We start from the raw sequence: 26187 nt of genomic DNA, 5'->3' as shown, positions 1-26187 counted from the left end.
TATTAAGATTTTAATATTTATATATGTCATCAAACAAAAAATACTGGAAAAGTGTTGAAGAACTAGACAAAAATAGTTCTATTGTTGAGGCGCTTAGAAATAACGAATTTGTTGAAGAAATTCCTACTGATGAATTTTTAGGAAATAGTGACGCTTTGTCATCATCTTCAACATCACGTCGTGATTTTTTAAAGTACGTTGGTTTTAGCACTGCGGCAGCTACGCTCGCAGCTTGCGAAGGTCCTGTAAACAAGTCTATACCTTATGTGCTTCAGCCGGAGCAAATCATTCCTGGAGTGGCGGATTATTATGCGACTACTGTTTTTGACGGATTTGATTTTGCTAATCTATTAGTTAAAACTCGTGAAGGTCGTCCTATCAAAATAGACAGTAATAACATTGCTGGTGCAAATTTTAGCGCTAATGCAAGAGTTCATGCGTCTATACTTTCGTTGTATGATAGTATGCGTTTAAAAGAGCCTAAAGTTGAAGGTAAAAATTCAACTTGGTCAGCTGTTGATTCTAAAATCAAATCAAGTATAGCTGATGCTGCTGCAAAAGGCGGTCAAGTGGTCCTTTTAACAAATACATTGGCGAGCCCATCTACAGAAAAATTAATTGCTGAATTTATCGGTAAAAATCCAAATGCTAAGCATGTTGTTTATGATGCTGTATCTGAATCTGAAGCGTTAGATGCTTTTGAAACGGTTTATGGAGAAAGAGCTTTGGTTGATTATGATTTTTCTAAAGCTTCGCTTATAGTATCTGTTGGTGCTGATTTTCTTGGTGATTGGCAGGGTGGAAGTTATGATTCAGGATATGCTAAAGGAAGAATTCCTAAGGCTGGAAAAATGTCTCGTCATTTTCAGTTAGAAGCTAATATGACTTTGTCTGGTGCTGCAGCTGATAAGCGTATACCTATGTCTACGGCTAATCAAAAACAAGCATTAGTTCATATATATAATGTAGTAACTGGTTCTTCTGTTGCGGTAAGCTTAGAAGATAAATTTAAATCAGAAGTTACAAAAGCGGCTCAACAATTAAAAGCTGCTGGTTCAAAAGGAGTGTTGGTATCTGGGATTCAAGATAAAAATGCTCAATTGTTAGTATTAGCTATCAACCAAGTGTTGGCAAGTGAAGCTTTCAGTACTTCTGGAGTAAGACAAATTAGAAAAGGTTCTGATGCAAAAGTTACTCAGTTAATTAAAGATATGAAAGCTGGAAGTGTTCATACATTAGTAATGAGTGGTGTTAATCCGGTTTATACTTTAGCTGATAGTGTTTCATTTGTTGAAGGACTTAAAAAGGTTAAAACTTCTGTGTCGTTTTCTTTGAAGGAAGACGAAACTGCTTTAGTTAGTACTATTGCGGCTGCTGTTCCACATTATTTGGAATCATGGAATGATGTAAGTATTACAAAAGGTACTTATGGAATTACTCAGCCTACAATTCGTCCACTTTTTAATACAAAACAATTTCAAGATGTATTGTTGTCTTTAAATGGATTAACAGGAACATTCTATGATTATATTAAGGCTAATGCATCATCAATAATAACTGGTTCTACTTGGAACAAAGTGTTACATGACGGTGTTTATGTGGGAACTATTCCATCCGCTGCTGGTGGTTCTGCTGATTTTAGTGCTGCTGCAAATGCTTTGGCACAATCGAAAGTTGTTCAAGGACTTGAACTAGTTTTATATACTAAAACAGGTATGGGAGATGGACAACAAGCAAATAATCCATGGTTACAAGAGTTTCCAGATCCAATTACAAGAGTTTCTTGGGATAATTATGTTACTGTTTCTAATGCTGATGCTAAGAAATATGAACTTTCTAATGAAATTGTAGCAAATGGTGGTTTAAATGGAAGTTATGCTACTATTACTACTTCTGAAGGACTTAAATTAGAAAATGTTCCAGTAATTGTTCAGCCTGGTCAAGCAGTTGGTACTATTGGTTTAGCTTTGGGTTACGGTCGTAAAGCTGCTCTTAAAGAAGAAATGATGGTAGGTTTAAACGCTTACTCTTTATATAAAGAATTTAATAATGTACAGTCTGTAACATTAGAAAAATCTGGTGGAGAACATGAGTTTGCTTGTGTTCAAGGTCAGAAGACATTAATGGGTAGAGGTGATATTATTAAAGAAACGTCTTTAGAAATTTTCAATACAAAAGATGCTCACATTTGGAATAAACAACCAATGGTTTCATTGGATCACAAAGAGGTTGAAGCAACTAAAGTAGATTTATGGGAATCATTTGATCGATCAACTGGTCACCATTTTAATCTTTCTATAGACTTGAACGCTTGTACCGGTTGTGGTGCTTGTGTGATAGCTTGTCATGCTGAAAACAATGTTCCTGTTGTTGGAAAATCAGAGGTTAGAAGAAGTCGTGATATGCACTGGTTGCGTATCGATAGATATTATTCTTCTGAAAGTACTTTTGAAGGTGATAATGAAAGAAAAGAGAATATCGCAGGTTTGTCTAGTTCATTGTCTACATTTAACGAAATGGAAAAAGCGGGTGATAATCCACAAGTTTCTTTTCAGCCCGTAATGTGTCAGCACTGTAACCATGCGCCTTGTGAGACTGTTTGTCCAGTAGCAGCTACTTCCCACTCTCGTCAAGGTCAAAATCATATGGCTTATAACAGATGTGTTGGAACTCGTTACTGTGCTAATAACTGTCCTTATAAAGTGCGTCGTTTTAACTGGTTCTTGTACAACAAAAACAGTGAATTCGATTATCATATGAATGACGATTTAGGGCGTATGGTATTAAATCCAGACGTAAATGTTCGTTCTCGTGGAGTTATGGAGAAATGTTCTATGTGTATTCAAATGACACAAGCTACAATTTTGAAAGCTAAAAGAGAAGGAAGAGCAATCGTTGATGGTGAATTCCAAACTGCATGTTCAAATGCTTGTTCTAATGGAGCAATGAAATTTGGTGATGTAAATGATTCCGAAGCAGAAATAACTAAATTAGCTGCTGACGAAAGAATGTATCATTTATTGGAGCATGTTGGAACAAAACCAAATGTGATTTATCACGTTAAAGTTAGAAATACCTAGTACAAAAAATAATTAATTAAGAATCAATATAAAGGATTATGTCGTCTCACTACGAAGCAACCATTAGAAAACCCTTAGTTATAGGTGATAAATCTTATCACGATGTAACTGTAGATGTAGCTGCACCTGTTGAAGGTAAAGCAAATAAGCATTGGTGGATTGTGTTTTCAATCGCATTAATAGCCTTCCTTTGGGGACTAGGCTGTATCATTTACACCGTATCTACAGGTATTGGAACATGGGGATTAAATAAAACTGTTGGATGGGCTTGGGATATCACCAACTTTGTTTGGTGGGTTGGTATTGGTCACGCAGGAACTCTTATTTCGGCAGTATTATTACTTTTTCGTCAGCGTTGGAGAATGGCGATTAACCGTTCTGCAGAAGCAATGACTATTTTCTCCGTAATTCAAGCAGGTTTATTTCCAATCATACACATGGGACGTCCATGGTTAGCGTATTGGGTTTTACCAATTCCGAATCAATTTGGTTCTCTTTGGGTAAACTTTAACTCTCCATTACTTTGGGATGTATTTGCAATTTCAACTTATCTTTCGGTATCATTAGTTTTCTGGTGGACTGGTTTGTTACCTGATTTTGCGATGTTACGTGATAGAGCTATTACTCCTTTTAACAAAAGAGTATATTCTATATTAAGTTTTGGATGGAGCGGTAGAGCAAAAGACTGGCAACGTTTTGAAGAAGTATCTTTGGTACTTGCAGGTTTGGCTACTCCACTTGTACTTTCTGTGCATACTATTGTATCTATGGACTTTGCTACATCTGTTATTCCAGGATGGCATACAACAATTTTCCCTCCTTATTTCGTTGCTGGTGCTGTTTTCTCAGGATTTGCAATGGTAAATACTTTGCTTATAATTATGAGAAAAGTATCTAATTTAGAAGCTTACATTACTATTCAACATATCGAATTGATGAATATAGTGATCATGATTACAGGTTCTATTGTGGGTGTTGCTTACATTACTGAATTGTTTGTAGCATGGTATTCTGGTGTAGAATATGAACAATATGCTTTCTTGAATAGAGCTACTGGACCATACTGGTGGGCATATTGGTCTATGATGACTTGTAATGTTTTTTCACCGCAATTCATGTGGTTCAAAAAATTAAGAACTAGCATCATGTTCTCCTTTATAATTTCGATTGTTGTAAACATAGGAATGTGGTTTGAGAGATTTGTAATTATCGTAACTTCTTTACATAGAGATTATTTACCATCATCTTGGACAATGTTTTCACCTACATTCGTTGATATTGGAATTTTTATTGGAACAATAGGTTTCTTCTTTGTATTGTTCTTATTATATTCAAGAACATTCCCTGTAATAGCACAAGCAGAAGTAAAAACAATTTTGAAAGGAACTGGAGATAATTACAAAAGAGAAAGAGAAGCAAATAAAGATTCACATCATGAGTAATAAAGTAATATACGCCATTTATAATGACGATGATATATTGATGGATGCGGTAAAAAAAACCAGAGCAGCTCATCATCATATTGAAGAAGTTTTTACTCCATTCCCTGTACACGGGTTGGATAAAGCCATGGGAATTGCACCAACAAGATTAGCAATTTGTGCTTTTCTTTATGGTTGTGTCGGTATTTCGGTAGCTACTGCTATGATGAATTATATTATGATTCAAGACTGGCCACAAGATATTGGTGGAAAACCAAGTTTTAGTTACATCGAAAACATGCCGGCTTTCGTGCCAATTATGTTTGAACTTACGGTGTTTTTTGCAGCACACTTAATGGTTATTACTTTTTATATGAGAAGTAAATTATGGCCATTTAAAGAAGCAGAAAATCCGGATGTAAGAACTACAGACGACCATTTTTTAATGGAAGTAGCTGTACATGATAATGAAGAAGAGTTGATTTCTTTTTTCCAAAGTACGGGAGCTGTAGAAGTTAAAGTAATAGATAAGCATTAATTAGAGATATGAAAAGCGTATATAAAATAACACTTTTATTTGGTATAACTATTTTAGTTTCATCATGCCATAATAATGCGGCACCAAACTATCAGTATTTTCCAAATATGTACGAATCAGTAGGGTACGAAACTTATGCTGAGTCGAATGCATTTAAAAATGGTAAAGAAGGTCAACTTCCTGCTGAAGGAAGCTTAGATAGAGGTACTGTACCGTATGAATACGAAAATTCTACTGCAGGGTATGAATTGGCTAAAGCCAATTTGAAATCCCCATTAGAAACGATGGACAAGGATCTTGAAAAAGGAAAAGAACTTTTTGAAATTTATTGTGCTACTTGTCATGGTAATAGTGGTAATGGTAAAGGTAAGCTTGTAGAAAGAGAAAAGTTTTTGGGTGTTCCCAGTTACAAAGACAGAGTCATTACTGAAGGAAGTATTTTTCACATTGTAACGTATGGTATAAACTCAATGGGATCACATGCTAATCAATTGAGTGCTCAAGAACGTTGGATTGTCGCCGATTACGTTCTGAAATTAAAAAGTGAATTATAATTGTTGAACAAACTGATCGTAATAGATATGTATACATTTTCAAGTAAATTAAAAACTCTTTCTTTCATCTTAATGGCCGTAGGTATATTAGGTATTGGATATGGTTTTTTAACTGCACCAAAAGATATTCAAGAAGTTGAGAAACTGCTTGCTGCTGAGAGTCATGGTGGGCATGGCGAAGTTAAACATGAAGCAACTTCAACTTCTACATCTTCACATGATGGAGAGTCTGACCATTCAGAAGCTACAGAAGAGAAAAAAATTGTTGAATCAGCTACAGTTGTTGGTTCGTCTTCAGATTCATCCAAAGTTGATAGCACAGACGTTGTTGAAGAAACACAAGTTGTACCAGTAGTAAAAAAAGAAGGAGGTCATGAACTTACTGCCGAAGAGGAGCACAATGAACATTTAAATCATGTTTTACACCAGCTTCAAAATAAACCATGGTCTGCTTTGTATGTTGCTTGTATCTTCTTTATGCTAATTTCATTAGGAGTTTTAGTTTTCTATGCAATTCAACAGGTAGCCCAGGCTGGGTGGTCTCCAGTTTTATTTAGAGTTATGCAGGGTATAACTTCTTATTTACCAGTTGGTTCAATTATCTTTTTTGTGATTTTGATATTATGTGGATTACATTTTAATCACATTTTCATATGGTTAGACCCTGAAGTTGTTGCTAGTGATAAACTAATAGCGAACAAGGCTGGATATTTAAATTTCCCTTTTTGGATTATTAGAGCTGCAATATTTTTGACTGGATGGAGTTTATATCAATATTTTTCTAGAAAAAATTGTTTAGCACAAGATGAAGAGAATGATAATACTTTTTACAAGAAAAACTTCAACATATCAGCTATGTTTTTAGTTTTCTTTATAGTGTCAGAATCTATAATGTCTTGGGATTGGATAATGTCTATTGATCCGCACTGGTTCAGTACCTTGTTTGGTTGGTATGTATTTGCAAGTTTCTTTGTTAGTGGAATAACTGTTATTGCATTAGTTACTTTGTATTTAAAATCTAGAGGATACTTAGAGTATGTTAATACAAGCCATATTCATGATTTAGCTAAATTTATGTTTGGATTAAGTGTTTTCTGGACTTATTTGTGGTTTTCACAATTTATGTTGATTTGGTATGCTAATATTCCTGAAGAAGTAACTTATTTTATAACTAGAATTGAGTTGTATAATCTTCCTTTCTTTGGTGCAGTAGTAATGAATTTCTTATTTCCTTTATTAATATTAATTAATACTGATTTTAAGAGAATTACATGGGTACTAGTTATGGCAGGAATTGTAATATTAGCTGGTCATTATATTGATTTCTTTAATATGATTATGCCAGGAACTGTAGGAGACAGATGGTTTATTGGTATTCCTGAAATAGCATCAGTTCTTTTCTTCTTAGGATTATTTATTTATATTGTATTTACAGCATTAACTAAAGCCCCTTTGTTAGCTAAAAGAAATCCTTTCATAGAAGAAAGTAAACATTTTCATTATTAATATTTAAAGAAGATAACAGATGACAAGTTTGTTGGTAATTATAGTTTTAGTTTTATTAGCTGTTGCTTTATGGCAATTGACTAAAATATTCGACCTAACGCAAGTTGGTTCTAATTCAGATAGTTCAGAAATAGCAACTGATAATGATAATAACGTTCAAGGTTATTTGATGTTTGGTTTTCTGGCTTTTATTTATATTTTTTCAATTTACGGATTGTTTAAATGGGGTCCTTTAGTATTACATACACCTGCCTCAGCGCATGGTGGACAAATTGATAATTTAATGAATATTACATGGGTACTTATTTTTATAGTTCAGGCTGTTACTCAAGTATTGTTACATTATTTTTCTTTCAAATACAGAGGGAAAAAAGATCAAAAAGCTCTTTATTTTGCTGATAATAATAAACTAGAAGCTATTTGGAGTGTTATTCCGGCGGTTGTTTTAGCTGGTTTAATTCTTTATGGTCTTTTTGCTTGGACTAATATTATGTTCGTTGATGAAGATGAAGATACAATAGTTATTGAGTTGTATGCACAACAATTTAACTGGAAAGCTAGATATTCTGGAGATGATAATGTATTAGGTAAAGCTAATGTTAGATTCATTGAAGGGGCAAATGCCGTTGGTGTTGATTTAGCGGATCCTTATGCTCAAGATGATATTGTAGTAACTGAATTGCATATTCCTAAAGGAAAAAAGATTCTCTTCAAAATGCGTTCTCAAGATGTTTTGCACTCCGCATACATGCCACACTTTAGAGCACAAATGAACTGTGTTCCTGGTATGGTTACACAATTTGCTTTTGAACCTATATATACAACAGCTGAGTATAGAGAATTGCCATTTATGGTAGAGAAAGTTGCTAATATTAATGCTTTAAGGTCAAAGAAAAGTATTGAATTAGTTGCAAAAGGTGAAACTGCTTTAGATCCTTACACGTTTGATTACTTATTGCTATGTAATAAAATCTGTGGAGCATCACATTATAACATGCAAATGAAAATTATTGTAGATACTCCGGAAGACTATAAAGCATGGTTAAAAGATAAAGCTACAATCGTAAGTGAAGTTAAAGCTGCATTGGCTGAACCTGATGCTACAAATGCATCATCTGGTAAAGATTCTACAAAAGCAAAAGATACAGCAGTAGTTGCTGTAACCATGAAATAATTAATAAGAATATTTAAAGTAAACATATATGTCAGCAGAAGGTCACGATCACGCAATAGATCACGAACACGAACATCATCATAAAGACACTTTTATTACTAAATACATTTTTAGTATTGATCATAAAATGATTGCTAAACAATACCTAATTACTGGTATTATTATGGGGATTATTGGTGTAGGAATGTCTATGCTATTTAGAATGCAATTAGCATGGCCTGAAGAATCTTTTAAAATTTTTAATATTTTATTAGGTGATAAATTTGCTCCAAACGGCGTAATGACTAATGATATTTATTTGGCATTGGTTACGATACATGGAACCATTATGGTTTTCTTTGTATTGACTGCTGCTTTAAGTGGTACATTTAGTAATTTATTAATACCACTTCAAATTGGTGCCCGAGATATGGCATCAGGTTTCATGAATATGATTTCGTACTGGTTATTCTTTTTGTCAAGTGTAATTATGGTTTGTTCTCTTTTTGTTGAAGCAGGACCTGCTTCATCAGGATGGACAATTTATCCACCTTTGAGTGCTTTGCCTCAAGCTATTCCTGGCTCTGGTTTAGGTATGACTTTATGGTTAGTTTCAATGGCTATTTTTATTGCTTCTTCTTTGATGGGTTCACTGAATTACGTTGTAACTGTAATAAATTTAAGAACTAAAGGTATGACTATGACTAGATTGCCTCTTACTATTTGGGCTTTCTTTGTTACTGCAATTATTGGTATAGTTTCTTTTCCGGTTCTTTTATCTGCAGCTTTATTGTTAATATTTGACAGAAGCTTTGGAACATCATTCTTCCTATCAGATATTTATATAGCTGGTGAAGTTTTACATTATCAAGGTGGTTCACCAGTTTTGTTTGAACACTTATTTTGGTTCTTAGGGCATCCTGAGGTTTATATAGTTTTACTACCCGCACTAGGTATTACTTCGGAAGTCATTGCAACAAATTCACGTAAACCAATTTTTGGTTATAGAGCGATGATCATGTCAATTTTGGCAATTGCTTTCCTATCAACCATTGTATGGGGACACCATATGTTTATATCAGGTATGAATCCATTTTTAGGTTCTGTCTTTACCTTTACAACTTTGTTGATTGCTATACCTTCAGCTGTAAAAGCCTTTAATTATATCACTACACTTTGGAAAGGTAACTTACAGTTGAATCCTGCTATGTTGTTTTCAATTGGTTTAGTTTCTACATTTATAACAGGTGGTTTAACAGGAATTATTCTTGGAGACAGTACGCTTGATATTAATGTGCATGATACATATTTTGTTGTAGCTCACTTTCACTTAGTAATGGGTATTTCTGCTCTCTATGGAATGTTTGCTGGGATTTATCACTGGTTTCCAAGAATGTTCGGAAGAATGTTAAACAAGAATTTAGGATATGTTCACTTTTGGGTAACTGCAATTTGTGCTTATGGTGTTTTCTTCCCAATGCATTTCATAGGATTAGCAGGTTTGCCAAGACGATATTATACAAATACAAACTTTCCGTTATTTGATGATTTACAAAACGTAAACGTTTTAATAACAACGTTCGCATTAATTGGTGGAGTTTTTCAATTAGTTTTCTTATACAACTTTTTCGTTAGTATTTTCTATGGTAAAAAATCTGTGATGAATCCTTGGAAGTCGAATACACTAGAATGGACAGCACCCGTTGAACACATGCACGGTAACTGGCCAGGTGAAATTCCTCACGTTTACCGTTGGCCTTATGACTACAGTAATCCAGCACATGATGTGGATTTTGTACCTCAAAACGTTCCAATGAAAGAAGGTGAAGAAGTTTTACACCATTAAAAATATTTTTAAAGCCTCTACGAAAGTAGAGGCTTTTTTTGTTATTATATTTTTTGTTACCTAATGTGCATCGTTCTAATAACTATTTTTTCTAAATTTATAGCAATTATAATTTATAATATTTAATTCGAAATTGCTTCCCTATCTTTGCTATATGAATGAAAATTTAGACCCAACATCAAACGGTTACAATTCGGAAGAACTAGATCTTGAGAAAAAATTAAGACCTCTTTCGTTCGATGATTTTGCTGGACAAGATCAGATTTTGGAAAACCTGAAAGTTTTTGTACAAGCTGCTAATCAACGCAATGAGGCACTCGATCATACCCTTTTTCATGGACCCCCAGGTTTAGGTAAGACTACTCTAGCAAATATTTTGGCTAATGAACTTCAAGTTGGAATTAAGATTACATCGGGTCCTGTATTAGATAAACCGGGAGATTTAGCTGGTTTATTGACTAACTTAGAGGAAAGAGATGTTTTGTTTATTGATGAAATTCATCGCTTGAGTCCTATTGTTGAAGAATATCTGTATTCTGCTATGGAGGATTTCAAAATTGACATCATGATTGAATCAGGACCAAATGCTAGAACCGTTCAAATTAATTTGAATCCATTTACCTTAATTGGTGCCACCACGCGTTCTGGATTATTGACAGCTCCTATGCGAGCTCGTTTTGGGATATCGTCTCGTTTACAATATTATACCACTGAGCTGCTGACTACAATTGTAGAAAGAAGTGCCACTATTTTTAAAATGCCAATTTCTATGGAAGCTGCAATAGAGATTGCAGGTAGAAGTAGGGGAACACCTCGTATTGCTAATGCATTGTTGCGCCGTGTACGTGATTTTGCACAAATTAAAGGAAATGGTACAATTGACATAGAAATTGCTCGTTATGCCTTAAAAGCGCTTAATGTTGATGCGCATGGCTTAGATGAAATGGATAATAAAATCTTAACCACAATTATCGATAAATTTAAAGGTGGACCAGTTGGTTTAACTACTTTGGCGACAGCTGTTTCCGAAAGTAGTGAAACTATCGAGGAAGTTTATGAGCCGTTTTTGATTCAAGAAGGATTTATCATGAGAACGCCACGAGGGCGTGAAGTCACCGATAAAGCATACAAGCATTTGGGTAAATTAAATACAAATATTCAAGGAGGATTGTTTTAATTCCTTTTAGATCTAATTCCTACTATTTTCGTTGTTCCTTATTTTGTAAAACTAAGCATCAAAAAGGTTTGTTTTTCTAAATCAGGAGATGCTATTAGAGCTTTAAAAATCTGTTTATTAACTTCTAGATCCTGATTATAAACCACAAGTCTACATATACACAATTTATCAAATCCGAAGCGCAACGTCTCGGTTTTTTATCTTGTGGAATATCCAAAGCTGGCTTCTTAGAGCAAGAAGCACCACGTTTAGAAAGCTGGTTAAATAACAACCGAAATGGCCAAATGTCCTATATGGAAAACCATTTTGACAAGCGTCTTAATCCAACATTATTAGTTGATGATGCCAAAAGTGTTGTTTCGCTTTTGTTAAATTATTTCCCCGAAGAACTACAAAATCAGGATACTTATAAAATTTCAAAATATGCTTATGGGCAGGATTATCATTTTATAATCAAGGAAAAACTCAAAGAGTTTTTGTTTTCCATTCAATCAACAATTGGAGATGTATCTGGCCGTGCTTTTGTAGATTCTGCGCCTGTACTTGATAAAGCTTGGGCTGCTAAAAGTGGTTTGGGTTGGATAGGAAAAAACAGTAATTTATTGACTCAAAAAGTAGGCTCATTTTATTTTATTGCAGAACTTATTATTGATTTAGAATTAGACTACGATAATCCTACAACGGATCATTGTGGAACTTGTACTGCTTGTCTTGATGCCTGCCCTACAGAGGCAATAGTTGCTCCTTATGTCGTTGATGGTAGTAAATGTATTTCTTATTTCACTATTGAATTAAAAGAAAATATTCCTCACGAAATGAAAGGTAAATTTGATGATTGGGCTTTTGGATGTGATGTATGTCAGGATGTTTGTCCTTGGAATAAGTTCTCCAAACCTCATAATGAACCATTGTTTGATGCAAATCCTCAACTTATGTCTATGTCAAAGAAAGATTGGATTGAAATAACCGAAGAAACATTTAAGTCCGTTTTTAAAAATTCTCCACTCAAAAGAGCTAAGTTTCATGGCATAAAAAGGAATCTTGATTTTTTAAAATAAAGATATTTGAGATTTAATTTTTTTTATTTTTTATAGATGATTCTCTAATAATAACCCTAGTTTCTAATTCAACAGTTCTTGGAGTGAAAGGAATTCCTTCTTTATGACAATTCATTTCTTCCAATAATAAATTAAAAGATTCGATCCCCATTTCATGGCTTGGTTGATCCACAGTACTTAATTTTGGCGTTAGTACTTGTGACATAAACCAATTGCTAAAACCAATAACTGATACCTGTTCAGGAACATTGACTTTATTTTCATTAAAATATGCAAGTGTTCCAACTGCTACCAAATCTGTAATTGCAAAAACTCCATCGATGTCTGGATGTTCATTGATGATTTGTTTGGCAAAATTTTTTCCTTCTTCAAACGTCACGTTTTCGCAAGTATAAACTAATTTTGTGTCAAAAGGAATGTTGTTTTTCTCCAGCGCTTTTTTATAACCAATGTACCTGTCTATTGAATTTTGAGGATTCAATGGGCCGCGAATATGAGCAATCTTCTTACAACCATTATCAATTAAGTGTTGAACGGCATTAAAAGCGGCTTTTTGGTCATCAATTATTACCTTTGAGCATTTAGAGAGCTTAGCAATTTTGTCAAACATTACAAATGGAATGTTTCTATTTATTATTTCCTTAATATGGTCGTCATTATTAGATTCATTAGAAAGTGACATTATGATACCATCGACTCTTTTGTTAATTAGTAATTCTACTTGTTTTTTTTCTAAAGCCAAAGTTTCATTGGATTGTAAAATAATAACAAGATATCCGTTTTTCTCTGCTTCATTAATAATGGCATTTACCACATTCGAAAAAAAGTGATGTACTACTTCAGGAATAATTAATCCAATGGTTTTTGATTCTTTGGTTCTTAAATTTACGGCAAAACTATTAGGAGTATAATGTAGTTTTTGAGCAAGTTCAATTACCGCTCTCTTAGTTTTGTCACTAACATCGGGATAGTTTTTTAATGCTTTTGAAACTGTAGTTATCGAAATCCCCAGTTTAGTTGCAATTTCTTTAAGAGTAATATCTTTCATGAATCGAATTTCTACGGATTTTATTTTAGGAAAATATTTTTAGAAATGACTTTATTTTAAATCTCCAGATGTTTAATTTGTGCCTATAAAAACGGACTCTAACTTAAAATATTCTTTACCAAGATATTAATTTTTATCTTATTTCTGTATTTTTTATTAAAATAAACAAATTAATATTGATTAGTTAAATACGTGTTGGTTGATTATTAAGGATTCAATTTTTTTACGTCGACTCTCTTTCAATTATGTTAGTTTCTAATTCAATTGACTGGAAAATAACGGGTAAATTCTTCTTTTTTAGATTGATTTCGTCAAACAGAATCGCAGCAGATCTTCTTCCAATTTCAAAACCAGGTTGGTCAATTGTGGAGAGTTTTGGAGATATAACGCTCGACATAAACCAATTACTGAAACCTAGAACAGCGATGCGTTGTGGGATTGAAATCTCTATTTCGTTAAAATATTTAATGATTCCAATAGCAACTAAATCTGTGACTGCAAAAATAGCATCGATTTCAGGGTGCTCTTTAATTACTTTTTTAGCATTATCATAACCATCTTCAAAGTCTGCATTATTCTCACACACATAAACCAGAGATGAGTCATAAGTAATGCCATTATCTTCGAGTGCTTTTTTATATCCTAAAAATCGATCGATAGCATTCTGCGGGAGATAAGAACCTCTAAAGTGAGCTATCTTTTTGTATCCTTTTTTTATAAGATAACAAACCGCATTGTAAGCCGCTTTTTTATCATTGATGGTTATCTTAGAGCAATTTACAAGCTTTGCAATTTTATCAAGAAGTACCAGAGGAGTCTTATGAGCAAGAATCGATTTTAAATGTTCAAAATCACCTGTTTCATTAGATAACGACATTAAAATTCCATCAACTCTTTTATTTAATAATAGATTGATTTGTTTCTTTTCAAACTCTATTTTTTCATTCGATTGTAAAATGATAACCAAGTAATCCCTCTTCTCAGCTTCTTCTAGAATTCCTTTGATTACACTAGAAAAAAAATCATGCACAAGCGTAGGGATTATCAATCCAATAGTCTTTGATTCTTTTGTTCTAAGATTTACTGCAAAACTATTAGGTGAATAATGTAATTTTTGAGCAAGTTCAATAACTGCTTTTTTTGTTTTTTCACTGACGTCTGAATATCCTTTAAGTGACTTTGAAACGGTGGTTATTGAAATTCCCAATTGGTCGGCAATTTCTTTGAGAGTGGGGTTATTCATATTGCAATACTCTATTTGTAAAAGCCAAAAAACTGCTTTCTGAGAACGAATTTACAATTTATTTATTGTAAACCAATTTTCAAAAAACAGTTTCGTACACTTTTATTAGTTTTAAAAGAAAAAGAACATTTTAATACTAAATCAATTGTGTAATTATTAATTAAAGGGAAAATTTTATCAGAAAGTATTATTTTGTGATGCTCTTACAATTATTTAAATAAGTATTTGAGGATTCATAAAAGCATTGATTTCTTGAATGGATATTTTTGGATTTGCACCTTCATTTTTTGCTACAATAGCTCCTAAAGCGCAAGCAAAATCTATGGCTTCTTGCGGGTTTTCATCATACAATAGTTTAGAAAGTAAACCGGCTAAAAAAGAATCTCCAGAACCTACAGTATCTACAACATCAATTTTGTAGCCGCTATTGTAATACATTTTCTCATTGTAGTACAAAACAGCGCCATGACTTCCTTTAGTCACACAAATGTGTTTTGTGTTTGTCTGTTCTGCTATAAAAAGTATATTTTGTTCCAATGAATGATAGGGAGAGTTCATAAAAGCACTAATTTCAAATAACTCATCATCATTGAATTTTATAAAATCAGATTGCATCATCAAATTAATAAGTATTTCTTTTGTGTAAAAAGGAGCACGTAAATTAACATCGAAAACAGCGTATTTTGCATAGTTTATTATCTCTAAAAGGGATGTATGCGATACAGAATCTCTACACACAAGAGTCCCAAAAACAAGTGCATCCGCTTTTTTGACCATGATTTCATCTTCTGGAATACAAATAATTTTGTCCCATGCAACAGGGTAATTGATGGTGTAGGAAGCAGAACCTTTATCGTTTAATTGAACAATAACTTGTCCAGTAGATAAGTTTTCGTCTATTTGAATCGTTTCGGTAGCGACTCCGTTTTTTTCAATAAAAGCAAGGAGTTCTTTTCCGATTTCATCCTTTCCAATTCGGCTGATTATTTGCGCATTTACTCCAAGTGATGCGAGTCTTAATGCTACATTTAATGGCGCCCCGCCGATTTTCCGATGTGTAGGGAAAACATCAAACAAGACTTCTCCAAAACAGATTATTTTTTTGGTCATGATTATTCGTTTTTTGATAGACTTTCAGATAGTTCTTCTAATGTTCTTCCTTTGGTTTCTGGCATTTTTGTAAATACCCAAAGCAGTTGGAAAACCATCATAATACAGAATATAGCAAAAACAGTTGTTGTTCCAATTTCTTTGAATAAAAATGGAATAAAAGAAGGAATCAATGCAGCTAAGACCCAATGAACAGAGGTCCCAAAAGAGGTTCCGGCTGCTCTTAGTTTATTAGGGAACAATTCGGAGATAAATACCCAAATCACGGCTCCTTGTCCTATCGCGTGGGATGCAATAAACAAAAAGAAAAATAGCGGAACGGCCATTCCTTTCCATTCAAAATAAAAGGCAGTTGTTACTAATCCCAAAGAAATAATGTATCCAACAGAACCTAAATACATCAATGTTTTTCTTCCGTATTTGTCAATCAGCGAGATTCCAATCATGGTAAAAATCAAATTAATCACTCCAATTCCGATACTACTCAAAAAAGAAGCTGATTTCTCTAATCCTGCTAATTCAAAAATTCGAGGTGCATAATATAGAAAAGCATTAATCCCGGAGAGCTGATTGAAAAAAGCAATAAAAAAAGCCAATAGTAATGGTTTTCTGTATTTTGCCATAAAAATAGATTCGTTTTTTTCTTCATGTGATGTTTCTTTTTCAATAGCTGCTATTTCTGCTTCTACTGCTGAGTCACTATTAATTTGTTTCAAAATAGCGACTGCTTTTGCTCTGTCTTTCTTGTATTCTAAAATCCAACGCGGACTTTCCGGGATTCCAAATACCAGAATTGTGTATAGAAAGGATGGGAAAGCTTGTATTCCTAACATCCAACGCCAGGCATTTTCTCCAATATCCTGTAAATAATAGTTTGAGGTAAAGGCGATTAATATTCCAAAAACAATATTGAATTGGTATAAAGCAACTAATTTTCCGCGGTCTTTAGCAGGAGCTATTTCAGAAACATATGTAGGAGCAGCAATGGTTGAAGCCCCAATCCCAATTCCGCCAAGAAATCTGAAAATAGAAAATATAATAGGATCATTTGCAAAAGCAGTTCCAATGGAAGAAACAAAAAACAGCAAACCTATAATTATTAAAGTTTTTTTCCGACCTAATATATTCGTTGGAAACGCACCAAAAATAGCACCTATAACCGTTCCCCATAATGCGGATGACATTACTACCAATCCATGAAACAATTCAGAAGAACCCCATAATTGCTGCAATTGTTTGTCTGCTCCCGAAATTACTACGGTGTCAAATCCAAATAAAAATCCTGCAAACGCAACAATAATGGACCAATAGAGTATTTTTCTGTTATTCATTTTTTATAATTTAGGGTTAATAGTTTTGGTAGATTTAATGATTTGTATTGTTACCAGATTCCTTTAATTCTATGAATAGTGACGTTTTTTATTTCTAGTTTTTCATCAGATTGAATACTAAGTTTGGTGTACGGTTTGCTAGGGAAAATTTGTTCCGTAAAACTGTATACACCACCATTAAGAAAAATTTCAATTGAGGACCAATCTATTACGATTTGATAATCGATTGTTTCTGTTGTAATGTTTGGAATTTTGGTGTTGTGAATTTTTTCTCCAAAACTTTTTTCGAAATTTACTATTCCGGAATGTCGTCTGTCTATCGAAAAGTTTTTTTGTACAGCATCATAATTCAAAACCAAAGAATCATTTACTTCATTGGAAAAAACCAATTTTAAATTTTTTGAAGAAGCTTTAAATTTCACTTCAGATTGGTTGAAATTTTCATACGTAAAAGTGACTTTTTGGTTTGGTTTAATAGGCAATATATCCTTTGAGAATTCTGAAACTAATTGTTTTTTGAACGGTTCAACAGGACTGTTTTTTAGAACATAATTATTGTTTATTTTTTCAAGGGATAGTTCTCGAGGTAGTGTCATGGCACTTCTCCAGTTTTTTGTAGGGGTGTCTCTGGCATATGACCAGTTACTCATCCAGCCTATGAATATTCGTTTATTGTCTGGGGTATTGTTGTAGGTAACTCCAGCATAATTATCAGCACCGTTGTCAATCCATTTAATATCTTTTTGGGTGGTTTTAAAACTTTTCCCATCAAAATCACCTATGAAATATTGTGTTCCAGAGCCTCCATTTGGAGCCCCAGGATTGATACTGATAAGTAAAACCCATTTTTCTTCATTGGAATTGGCAACTTTCAATTTAAAAATATCGGGACATTCCCATACACCGCCATGAGCACCGATATTTTCACCAAATTGACTTTCGAATTTCCAATTAATTAAATTTTCAGAAGTGTAAAATTGAGCGTGATCTCCTGCTACTAATACCATATTCCATAGTTTAGTTTCATTATTCCAGAAAACTTTAGGGTCTCTGAAATCTTTTACGCCGGAATTTTTAACAATAGGATTTTTTTCATATTTCAACCAAGTTTCTCCTTCGTCTAAGCTGTAGGATAATCCTTGTGTTTGATAATCTGTCCTGCCCCCTTTTTCGCCTGCCATGTCGTGATAGGTGAAAACGGCGATCATTGGAGGATTTTCTTTTGTTCCCAAACCTGATGTATTGTCAATATCTACTACTGCACTGCCAGAGAATATCATGCCTAATTTATCAGGGAATAATGCAATTTTTTTATGTGTCCAATGAATTAAATCAGTGCTGGTGGCGTGTCCCCAATGCATCGGTCCCCAAACAATATCGTCTGGGTAATATTGATAAAACAAATGATAAATACCTTTATAATATACCATGCCGTTGGGGTCATTCATCCATTTTTTTTCTGGAGAAAAATGAAATTGTGGTCTAAACGGTTCTTTGTATTTTTCAGTAGAATCAATTTTTATTTTTTCAGAAGAGGTTATGGCAATGATGTTATTTCCTTCTTCTTTTTTACACGAAAACAAGAAAAATGTACTGCCCAAAAAGAAAAAAATCGATATGATGTTGTTTGCGAACTTCATAGAAAAAAGGATTTATTATTATGTTTTATACATAAAAATAGAATTCTATTTTTTAATAATTTAAAATCAAGGTACTAAAAACGTTTTCGGTATGTCGAAAACGTTTTCGATTTCTATTCTGTGCACTATATACAACTATTCAACTTTTTATGAATTAAATGATATAAGTTTGAAAATATTATTAAAAAATTAATTTATGATTTCAACAGTTAAAAGTTTGTTTTTCATGCTCTTACTAAGTTCAGTCGCTTTTAGTCAAAGCAAATCAGATGAGTGGCATTTATACGCAAATTCAAGAGTAAATTATTTTGGTGTTGCTATGGCAAATGGTCAAATAGGAATTGTTACCGATGATACGCCTTTAAAAACAAAAGAAATTATTCTGAATGGCGTTTATGACGGAAGTCCAGAAAATGGAATCAGCAGAATAGTTCGCGGAATTGAATTTCTGAATCTGCATTTGGATATCAATAATCAAGAAATTAAATCAGACAATATTGATAACTGGAGTCAAGTTATTTCGATGAAAGAGGGAACGAGTACGACTTCATTTTCATTTAAAGATTTAGCAACAATTAAGTATACGATTTTGGCAAATAGAGCTATTCCCTTCTCGGCGATGGCAATTGTCGAAATTACCCCTAGTAAAGATATCGATATTACGGCTAATAATTATATGGTTGTTCCGGATGAGTTGAAAGACGCTAAAAGTCAGTTTAGGATTTTGAAAGATAATCAATATTTAATGCCTGTTTTTGGAACAGTTGCTAAAACGCTTACAGGTAAATATACAGTTGCTGCTTCAACTACTTTTCTTTTTGACGGACAAAGCGAAGCTTTAAAGCAAACTGGAAATGAAGTAGGTTTTACTAAAAAATTACAGAAAGGAAAAAAATACCAATTTGCAGTAGCAGGAGGAATTTGTACTTCAAAAGATGTTACTGACCCGTTGAATGAGTCCGAAAGACAACCGATTTATGCATTACAAGAAGGAATTGATAAATTATTGAATCGTCACAAACAAGCATGGGCTGAGTTATGGAATACGGGCGATATACAAATTGAAGGTGATCTTGATGCACAACAACGTGTACGTTTTGCATTATACAATTTGTACTCCTACATCAGGCCTGATACCAGACAAAGTATTGCGCCAATGGGATTGTCATCGCAAGGATATAACGGACATATTTTTTGGGATACTGAACTTTGGATGTATCCAACACTTTTAGCGTTACAGCCAGATATGGCAAAATCATGTTTGGATTACCGTTCAGACCGTTTGCAAAAAGCAAAACAAAAAGCTTTTATTTATGGCTATAATGGAGCAATGTATCCTTGGGAATCTGACGATACTGGTGAGGAAGCCACGCCGACTTGGGCTTTGACCGGGATTTTTGAACAACACATAACTGCAGATGTTTCGATTGCTTTTTGGAATTACTACAGTTATACACAAGATAAGATTTGGTTGAAAAAAGAATGGAATGTTCTAAAAGAAACAGCTGATTTTTGGGTGAGCCGTGTAGTTAAAAATCAAGATGGAAGTTATTCTATTTTGAATGTAGTTGGTGCCGATGAATATGCACAACACGTGGACGATAATGCATTTACAAACGCATCTGCTATTGAGTCTTTGAAAAATACGATTAAGGCAGCCACAATTTTAAACGAGCCGATTAATCCGAGCTGGATAGAAGTTTCAGAAAAATTAATCATTCATAGTGAGAATGGAATTACTCAAAATTATAAAGGGTATGCTGGCCAAATGATAAAACAGGCTGATGTAAATTTATTAGCTTACCCTTTACACATAATCACAGACAAAGTTCAAATAGAAAAAGATTTAGAATACTATGCGGAAAAAATTGATAAAAAAGATGGTCCAGCTATGGCTTCCGGAGTTTTGTCTGTTTTGTATGCACGATTAGGCGATAGAGAAAAGGCTTATAGTTATTTTGTAAAATCCTATTTGCCAAATAGCCGTCCGCCTTTTGGAGTTTTTTCGGAATCAGCTAATAGCAATAATCCATATTTTGCAACTGGTGCAGGAGCAATGCTCCAGGCAGTTATTTATGGTTTTGGAGGAGTGGAACAAACTGATATGGGGTTGAAATACAACAAAGGATTGTTGCCAAAACAATGGAAATCGTTAAAGATTATCGGAATTGGAGTTGACAATAAAACCATTGTCATAAAATAATACTGCAAATAATACTGCAAAAATTTTTATTGCCACAAATACTTGATTTAATCTGTTTGTTATAGATTGAATTATGTGTTAGTGGCTTTTTTGTTTCCTATTATACATTGTATTCAAGAAATGCTATTGACAAAATAAATTTTAGATATACCGATGGATTTTATGCAACGCAAAACAGATTGATTTTTTTTTAAAAATAGGGTTAGAGTAACGAAATCGTTCCGTAAATGTGTTTATAATAGATCCCTGTTTTTTTTAGTGTTATGTAATAGAAAATACAGAATATTTTTTTTCACATCCAAATGTTTTATAGCACATCATTTTAGATAAATTCAGATTGTTAATTTTTGGCAAAAAACGACATTACTTTGCATAATTCGCAATGTTATTTCTTAATCGCGATTTTTTTTGATTAAAATGCAATGATTTTGTGTAGCATATGCGTAAATTATACAATAATGATTTTTTTATTGCTTTTTTTTTATGTTTATTATAATTTTAGTATTAAATTTTTAAAGGATTAATTTTAAAATCGAAAACGTTTTCGGCATAACGAAAACGTTATAGTTTACTTAAATCTTAATGTTATCATAAAATTATAATTATGTTTGATGTTAATATTTAAACAAACCATTTAAACAAATTATTAACCAACTTATTTATTACGTATGAAAAATAGTCTAATTAAAGGCTTGATGGTGTTTCTAGCGGTACTTTGTACAAGTTTGACTTATTCGCAAGATGTGTCCGGTACAGTATCTGATAGTAGTGGTCCGCTTCCAGGGGCTTCTATCTTAGTAAAAGGAACAACAAATGGAGCGCAAACTGATTTCGATGGAAAATTTACTATCAAGAATGTTGGCTCAAACGCAGTTTTAGTTTTTAGTTACATTGGTCTTAAAACACAAGAGGTAAATGTAGCGGGTAAAAGCACAGTAAATGTAGTATTAAAAGAAGATTCAGCTGAATTAAAAGAGGTAGTCGTTATTGGTTACGGTTCAGTTAGAAAGAAAGATGCAACGGGTGCAGTTGATCAATTGAGTTCTAAAAGTTTTGATAATGTAGGAGCACCTAACCCTGCTGATTTATTAAGAGGTAAAGTTGCGGGAGTTCAAGTAACTCAATCAAGTGGTGAGCCAGGAGCTGCTGCAAGTATCAGAATTCGTGGAAATTCATCTATCCGTTCTGGAAACGGACCACTTATTGTTGTTGATGGTGTGCCCTTAGATGGTGGTGATGTTTCTGCAGGAAATGATATTGGATTAGGTAGTCAATCTGCTAGAAACCCATTAAACTTTATCAACCAAAACGATATCGAAAGTATGACAGTCTTGAAAGACGCGTCTTCTACTGCTATCTATGGTTCTCGTGGAGCAAATGGTGTTATTGTAATTACTACAAAAAAATCTAAATCTAAAGAACCACAATTAACATACTCAAATTCATTCACTTTTAGTTCTTTAGCTAGTAATTTAGAGTTAATGTCAGGTGATGAGTATGTGGCTAACGGTGGTAGAGATAATGGATCAAGAAGTTATAACTGGGAAAATGCAGTTATGAGAAATGCATTTTCTTCTAACCATGATGTATCTTTTACTAAATCTACTGAAAATTCTTCTACAAGGGTTTCTATTGGAGCTTCTAATACAGAAGGTATTGTTAACAAAACAGGTTTAGATAAATATACATTTGCTTTAAACAACTCTAATGATTTCTTTGGTGGTGCTTTAAAAGTAGATACTAAAGTAAATTATTCTAGTCTTAGAGATGAGGCTGCTTTGATCTCAAATGATGTAGGTTTTGTTGGAAACTTAATTGCTACTGCAATTTATTGGAATCCAACAGACAGATTAATTAATGCTGATGGTTCATATAATGTTAGACCTAATGGTTCAGCAGATTTGAATAACTCTTTTTTGAATCCAGCTTTATTGTCTGATTCTTACAAAGACAACACAAACACTAACAAATTGTTAGCAAGTATTAAATCTACATTAAAAATTAATGACAATTTGAATTACCAATTCTTATTTGGTGTTGAAACTTCTAATTCTACTAGAAAATCTCAATTGTCTCCAGCAATTCAAATTCAAAACGTTGCACAAGCAACTCCTCCGGGATCTACTCAATTAAAATTTGGTCAGGCTGGTATTACTCAAATAGAAAGAGTGAACAGAACATTTGAGCACACATTGAATTACAACAAAACAGTTAATGATAATTTTTCTTTTGATGCTTTAGCGGGTTACTCATACTATGACTATAATGTAAGTGGTAGTAATACATCTGCGAAAGGTTTTGATCCAGGGCAAACAAACCTAATTGACAATATTGAAGGTGGTTTGCAAAATGAATTCAGAGCGTCTTCTTTTAGAAATAGAAATGAATTGCAATCTTTTTTTGGTAGAGTAAATACGACTTTGTACAAAAAGTTATTAATAACTGCTTCCTTTCGTTCAGACGGGTCTACTAAATTAGGTGCTAATAATAAATATGGTTCTTTCCCAGCAATCGGAGTAGGATATAAAGTTTTTGAAGATAAAGCTGGTTTAGTTAACAGTTTGAAATTAAGAGCTAATTATGGTGTTACAGGTAACCAAGAGTTTACTGTGAACTCTGCGGTAGCTCGTGCTTCTTATGGCTTAAACGGAGCATTAAATGTGGATTCTAATGCTAATGAAAATTTGAAGTGGGAAACTACTACATCTTCTGGAGTTGGACTAGATTTTGCTTTTATTAATAATAGACTTACAGGTTCTGTAGATTATTTTACAAGAGATACAAAAAACTTAATCTTTCCAGTACCATCAGCTGCTTCTCAGCCAGGTCCTCCATCACCACGTTTTGTGAATTTGCCAGGAAATTTAATTAACAACGGTGTAGAAGTAAGTGCAAATTATAAAATAATTGACACTGAAAAGTTAACTTGGGATTTTTCAGCTAATGCTTCCTTTTTATCTAATACAATGGAAAACTTTGCTGGATTTATTCAAGCAGGTGCTTTACATGGTCAAGGTTTAAGTGGTGCTTTTTCACAAGTTGTAACGAATAATGAGCCAATTTATAGCTATTATATGTATGAATTTAGAGGGTACGATGCTAATGGAGCCTCTATTTATGCTGATGCTGCAGGAGCAGATGCTTCTTTAGGTTTAGCTGCTAAAAAATTAGTTGGAAAACAAGGTTTACCAAAAATGAATTTAGGTTTTGCTACTAATGTAACTTACAAAAACTTTGATGCTGCAGTTTCTTTCTATGGTGCTTTTGGTCACTACTTGTATAACAACACTGCTAATGCATTCTTCTTCAAAGGAGCATTTCAAGGTGGTAGAAATGTACCTGCTAGTGTAGCTACTTCTCCTCAAGATGCAGGAGATCCAAACTCACCATCTACAAAATACTTAGAAAAAGGAGATTTCTTAAGAATGGGTAATTTGACTTTTGGTTACACATTTACTGGAGCTACATTAGAGAAAATGAAAATTTCATCAGCTCGTTTCTTCGTAAATGGACAAAACTTGTTATTATTTACCAATTATTCTGGATTTGATCCTGAGGTGAATACTGATAAGTCATTAAATGGTGTGCCATCAGCTGGTATTGACTACTTATCTTACCCACGTTCAAAAGCAATCGCTTTAGGACTTAACGTAACATTTTAATAATTTAAACTAATTAAATAATGAAAACAAATAACATAATAAAAGGTTTCGTATACTTAAGTATAGTGTCCCTAGGTGTTAGTTGTACTAACTTAGACGAAGAAATCTTAGATGGTGTTGCAATTACAACTAACGCAGGAGGTACAGTAAATACTAGTGCGACTCTAGTATCTGCTTATGAGGGGTTGAGAGATTTCAACGGACAAGGTGGAGTTTATGCAATGGATGAAATGTCAACAGACGCGATGGTAGGTCCTACGCGTGGTGGTGACTGGGATGATAATGGAGCATGGAGACAGATCCATACCCATACATGGGCTCCTGATCATCCGGAAGTACGTAACGCTTGGAATTCTTTACTATCTAATGCTTACAAATGTAACTTGGTAATAGAAAATGGAGGAACAGCAGCTGAAGTAATACAAGCTCGTTTTTTACGTGCATGGTACTATTATAATGTAGTAGACTTATTTGGTCAAGTACCTTACAGACCAGCTGGTTCACCATTAACTGACGATCCATTAGTTTGGCAACGTGGTGAGGCTATTGATTTTGTTATTTCTGAATTAGAAGCAGTCTTAAATACTTTACCAGCAAGAGTTGCTAATGATGCGAGTATTGCTAACAAAGATGCAGCTCATTTTTTATTGGCTAAAGCATATTTGAACAAAGGAGTTTTTACTGCGACTAGTCCAGCTGGACCTTACACTTTTGCTGCTGCTGATATGAACAAAGTAATTCAAAACGTTGATGCAATATCAAATACTTTAGCAAGTAGTTATTGGTTGAATTTCTCTCCTAATAACAATACATCTTCTGAAATTATTTTCTCTTCTAAAAATAACAAAGGTGGAGATGGTGGAAATATGCAGTCTAAATGGAGAATGTCTAACCACTATAATCAGACTCCTGACGGGTGGAATGGATTTGCAACTGTAGCAGATTATTACAATAATTTTACAAGTGCTGATGGTCGTAGAACATATTCAACGCCAAGTATTATTCAAAATTTTGGTAATCCTGCAGGTTTCCTTGAAGGACAAATGTTTAAGCCAGGTGGAACAGAGGCTTTGAAAGACAGAAACAACAATCCTTTGATTTACACAAAATCACTTACTCTAATTACTTCGGGAGCTTCTTTAGAAACAGCTGGTGTTCGTGCATTTAAATATGTTCCAGATGCAGATAACCTTGGACAACCAGATAATGATTTAGTCTTAATGCGTTATGCAGATGCTCTATTAATGAAAGCTGAAGCTATCGCAAGAGGAGGTTCAGGTTCTGTTGGAGACATAATGATTAGATTGGCATTAAGAGCAGGTGTTACACCAGCACCATCAACTTTAGACGGTATTTATACTGAAAGAGGTAGAGAATTATGGTGGGAAGGTTGGAGAAGAAACGATGCTATTCGTTTTGGAAAATTCTTAGGAGCTAGAGACTTAAAACCATATACTTCAGATGTGAAATATGTGTTGTATCCAATTCCTGCGGAAGCATTATTTAATTCAAACTTGAAACAAAATCCAGGTTATTAAAAATTTGTTTACTATTAATTGTTTTTTTTGAGTTAGTTATGAAGAGGGTATTTATTACCCTCTTTATTTTTTATCTATT

The 26187-nt window shown here is 33.6% G+C and carries 17 protein-coding genes; 12 read left to right on the top strand and 5 right to left on the bottom strand.

Features of this window, described 5'->3' with window-relative positions:
* The first annotated feature begins 23 nt into the window (after window positions 1-23).
* From DFR66_RS10880 to queG, 9 genes are all read left to right on the top strand, one after another.
* Window positions 24-3080 (top strand): TAT-variant-translocated molybdopterin oxidoreductase, encoded by a 3057-nt coding sequence (locus DFR66_RS10880; protein WP_114754872.1) that lies wholly within the window; start codon window positions 24-26, stop codon window positions 3078-3080.
* A gap of 38 nt (window positions 3081-3118) precedes the next feature.
* The gene (nrfD, locus tag DFR66_RS10875; protein ID WP_099714288.1) at window positions 3119-4522 is read left to right on the top strand and encodes an NrfD/PsrC family molybdoenzyme membrane anchor subunit; all 1404 of its coding nucleotides are present in this window, start codon (window positions 3119-3121) and stop codon (window positions 4520-4522) included.
* Window positions 4515-5039: a DUF3341 domain-containing protein gene (locus tag DFR66_RS10870; protein ID WP_114754871.1), complete on the top strand. Its 525-nt coding sequence runs from the start codon at window positions 4515-4517 to the stop codon at window positions 5037-5039. Before nrfD ends, DFR66_RS10870 begins: the two co-directional genes overlap by 8 nt.
* 8 nt (window positions 5040-5047) lie before the next feature.
* Entirely contained in the window at window positions 5048-5593 is a 546-nt protein-coding gene (locus tag DFR66_RS10865; RefSeq protein ID WP_114754870.1) for a c-type cytochrome, read from the top strand.
* Between the two features lie 27 nt (window positions 5594-5620).
* Entirely contained in the window at window positions 5621-7099 is a 1479-nt protein-coding gene (locus tag DFR66_RS10860) for a cation-translocating P-type ATPase (protein ID WP_114754869.1), read from the top strand.
* Between the two features lie 19 nt (window positions 7100-7118).
* A complete protein-coding gene (locus tag DFR66_RS10855) occupies window positions 7119-8273 on the top strand; it encodes a cytochrome c oxidase subunit II (protein WP_114754868.1) in 1155 nt (384 codons plus the stop codon).
* 28 nt (window positions 8274-8301) lie between these two features.
* The gene (locus tag DFR66_RS10850; RefSeq protein ID WP_114754867.1) at window positions 8302-10098 is read left to right on the top strand and encodes a cytochrome c oxidase subunit I; all 1797 of its coding nucleotides are present in this window, start codon (window positions 8302-8304) and stop codon (window positions 10096-10098) included.
* A 154-nt stretch (window positions 10099-10252) separates the two neighbouring features.
* Window positions 10253-11275 carry a Holliday junction branch migration DNA helicase RuvB gene (gene ruvB, locus DFR66_RS10845; protein ID WP_113665015.1) on the top strand — a complete coding sequence of 341 codons (1023 nt, stop codon included), beginning with the start codon at window positions 10253-10255 and terminating at the stop codon, window positions 11273-11275.
* A 134-nt stretch (window positions 11276-11409) separates the two neighbouring features.
* Entirely contained in the window at window positions 11410-12333 is a 924-nt protein-coding gene (queG, locus tag DFR66_RS10840) for a tRNA epoxyqueuosine(34) reductase QueG (RefSeq protein ID WP_114754866.1), read from the top strand.
* A 13-nt stretch (window positions 12334-12346) separates the two neighbouring features.
* Here queG and DFR66_RS10835 read toward each other — a convergent pair whose 3' ends face one another.
* From DFR66_RS10835 to DFR66_RS10815, 5 genes are all read right to left on the bottom strand, one after another.
* A complete protein-coding gene (locus DFR66_RS10835; protein ID WP_114754865.1) occupies window positions 12347-13381 on the bottom strand; it encodes a LacI family DNA-binding transcriptional regulator in 1035 nt (344 codons plus the stop codon).
* Window positions 13382-13604: 223 nt separating this feature from the next.
* Window positions 13605-14624, bottom strand: coding sequence for a LacI family DNA-binding transcriptional regulator (locus DFR66_RS10830; RefSeq protein WP_114754864.1), 1020 nt, complete (start codon window positions 14622-14624; stop codon window positions 13605-13607).
* A gap of 213 nt (window positions 14625-14837) precedes the next feature.
* Window positions 14838-15734 carry a carbohydrate kinase family protein gene (locus DFR66_RS10825; RefSeq protein WP_114754863.1) on the bottom strand — a complete coding sequence of 299 codons (897 nt, stop codon included), beginning with the start codon at window positions 15732-15734 and terminating at the stop codon, window positions 14838-14840.
* A 2-nt stretch (window positions 15735-15736) separates the two neighbouring features.
* A complete protein-coding gene (locus DFR66_RS10820) occupies window positions 15737-17065 on the bottom strand; it encodes a sugar porter family MFS transporter (protein ID WP_114754862.1) in 1329 nt (442 codons plus the stop codon).
* Between the two features lie 50 nt (window positions 17066-17115).
* A complete protein-coding gene (locus tag DFR66_RS10815; protein WP_114754861.1) occupies window positions 17116-18705 on the bottom strand; it encodes a glycoside hydrolase family 32 protein in 1590 nt (529 codons plus the stop codon).
* A gap of 196 nt (window positions 18706-18901) precedes the next feature.
* Here DFR66_RS10815 and DFR66_RS10810 point away from each other — a divergent pair, with 196 nt between their 5' ends.
* The 3 genes from DFR66_RS10810 to DFR66_RS10800 all read left to right on the top strand — a co-directional run bounded on the left by DFR66_RS10810 (window position 18902) and on the right by DFR66_RS10800 (window position 26108).
* Window positions 18902-20908, top strand: coding sequence for a glycosyl hydrolase family 95 catalytic domain-containing protein (locus DFR66_RS10810; protein ID WP_242008670.1), 2007 nt, complete (start codon window positions 18902-18904; stop codon window positions 20906-20908).
* Between the two features lie 668 nt (window positions 20909-21576).
* Window positions 21577-24570 carry a SusC/RagA family TonB-linked outer membrane protein gene (locus DFR66_RS10805; RefSeq protein WP_242008669.1) on the top strand — a complete coding sequence of 998 codons (2994 nt, stop codon included), beginning with the start codon at window positions 21577-21579 and terminating at the stop codon, window positions 24568-24570.
* Between the two features lie 20 nt (window positions 24571-24590).
* Entirely contained in the window at window positions 24591-26108 is a 1518-nt protein-coding gene (locus tag DFR66_RS10800) for a RagB/SusD family nutrient uptake outer membrane protein (protein ID WP_114754860.1), read from the top strand.
* Window positions 26109-26187 lie beyond the last annotated feature (79 nt).

This window comes from Flavobacterium glaciei (assembly GCF_003350545.1).
Lineage (GTDB): Bacteria > Bacteroidota > Bacteroidia > Flavobacteriales > Flavobacteriaceae > Flavobacterium > Flavobacterium glaciei.
The sequence above is the reverse complement of the archived record's forward strand: the minus strand, read 5'-3'. Positions and strand labels throughout refer to the sequence as shown.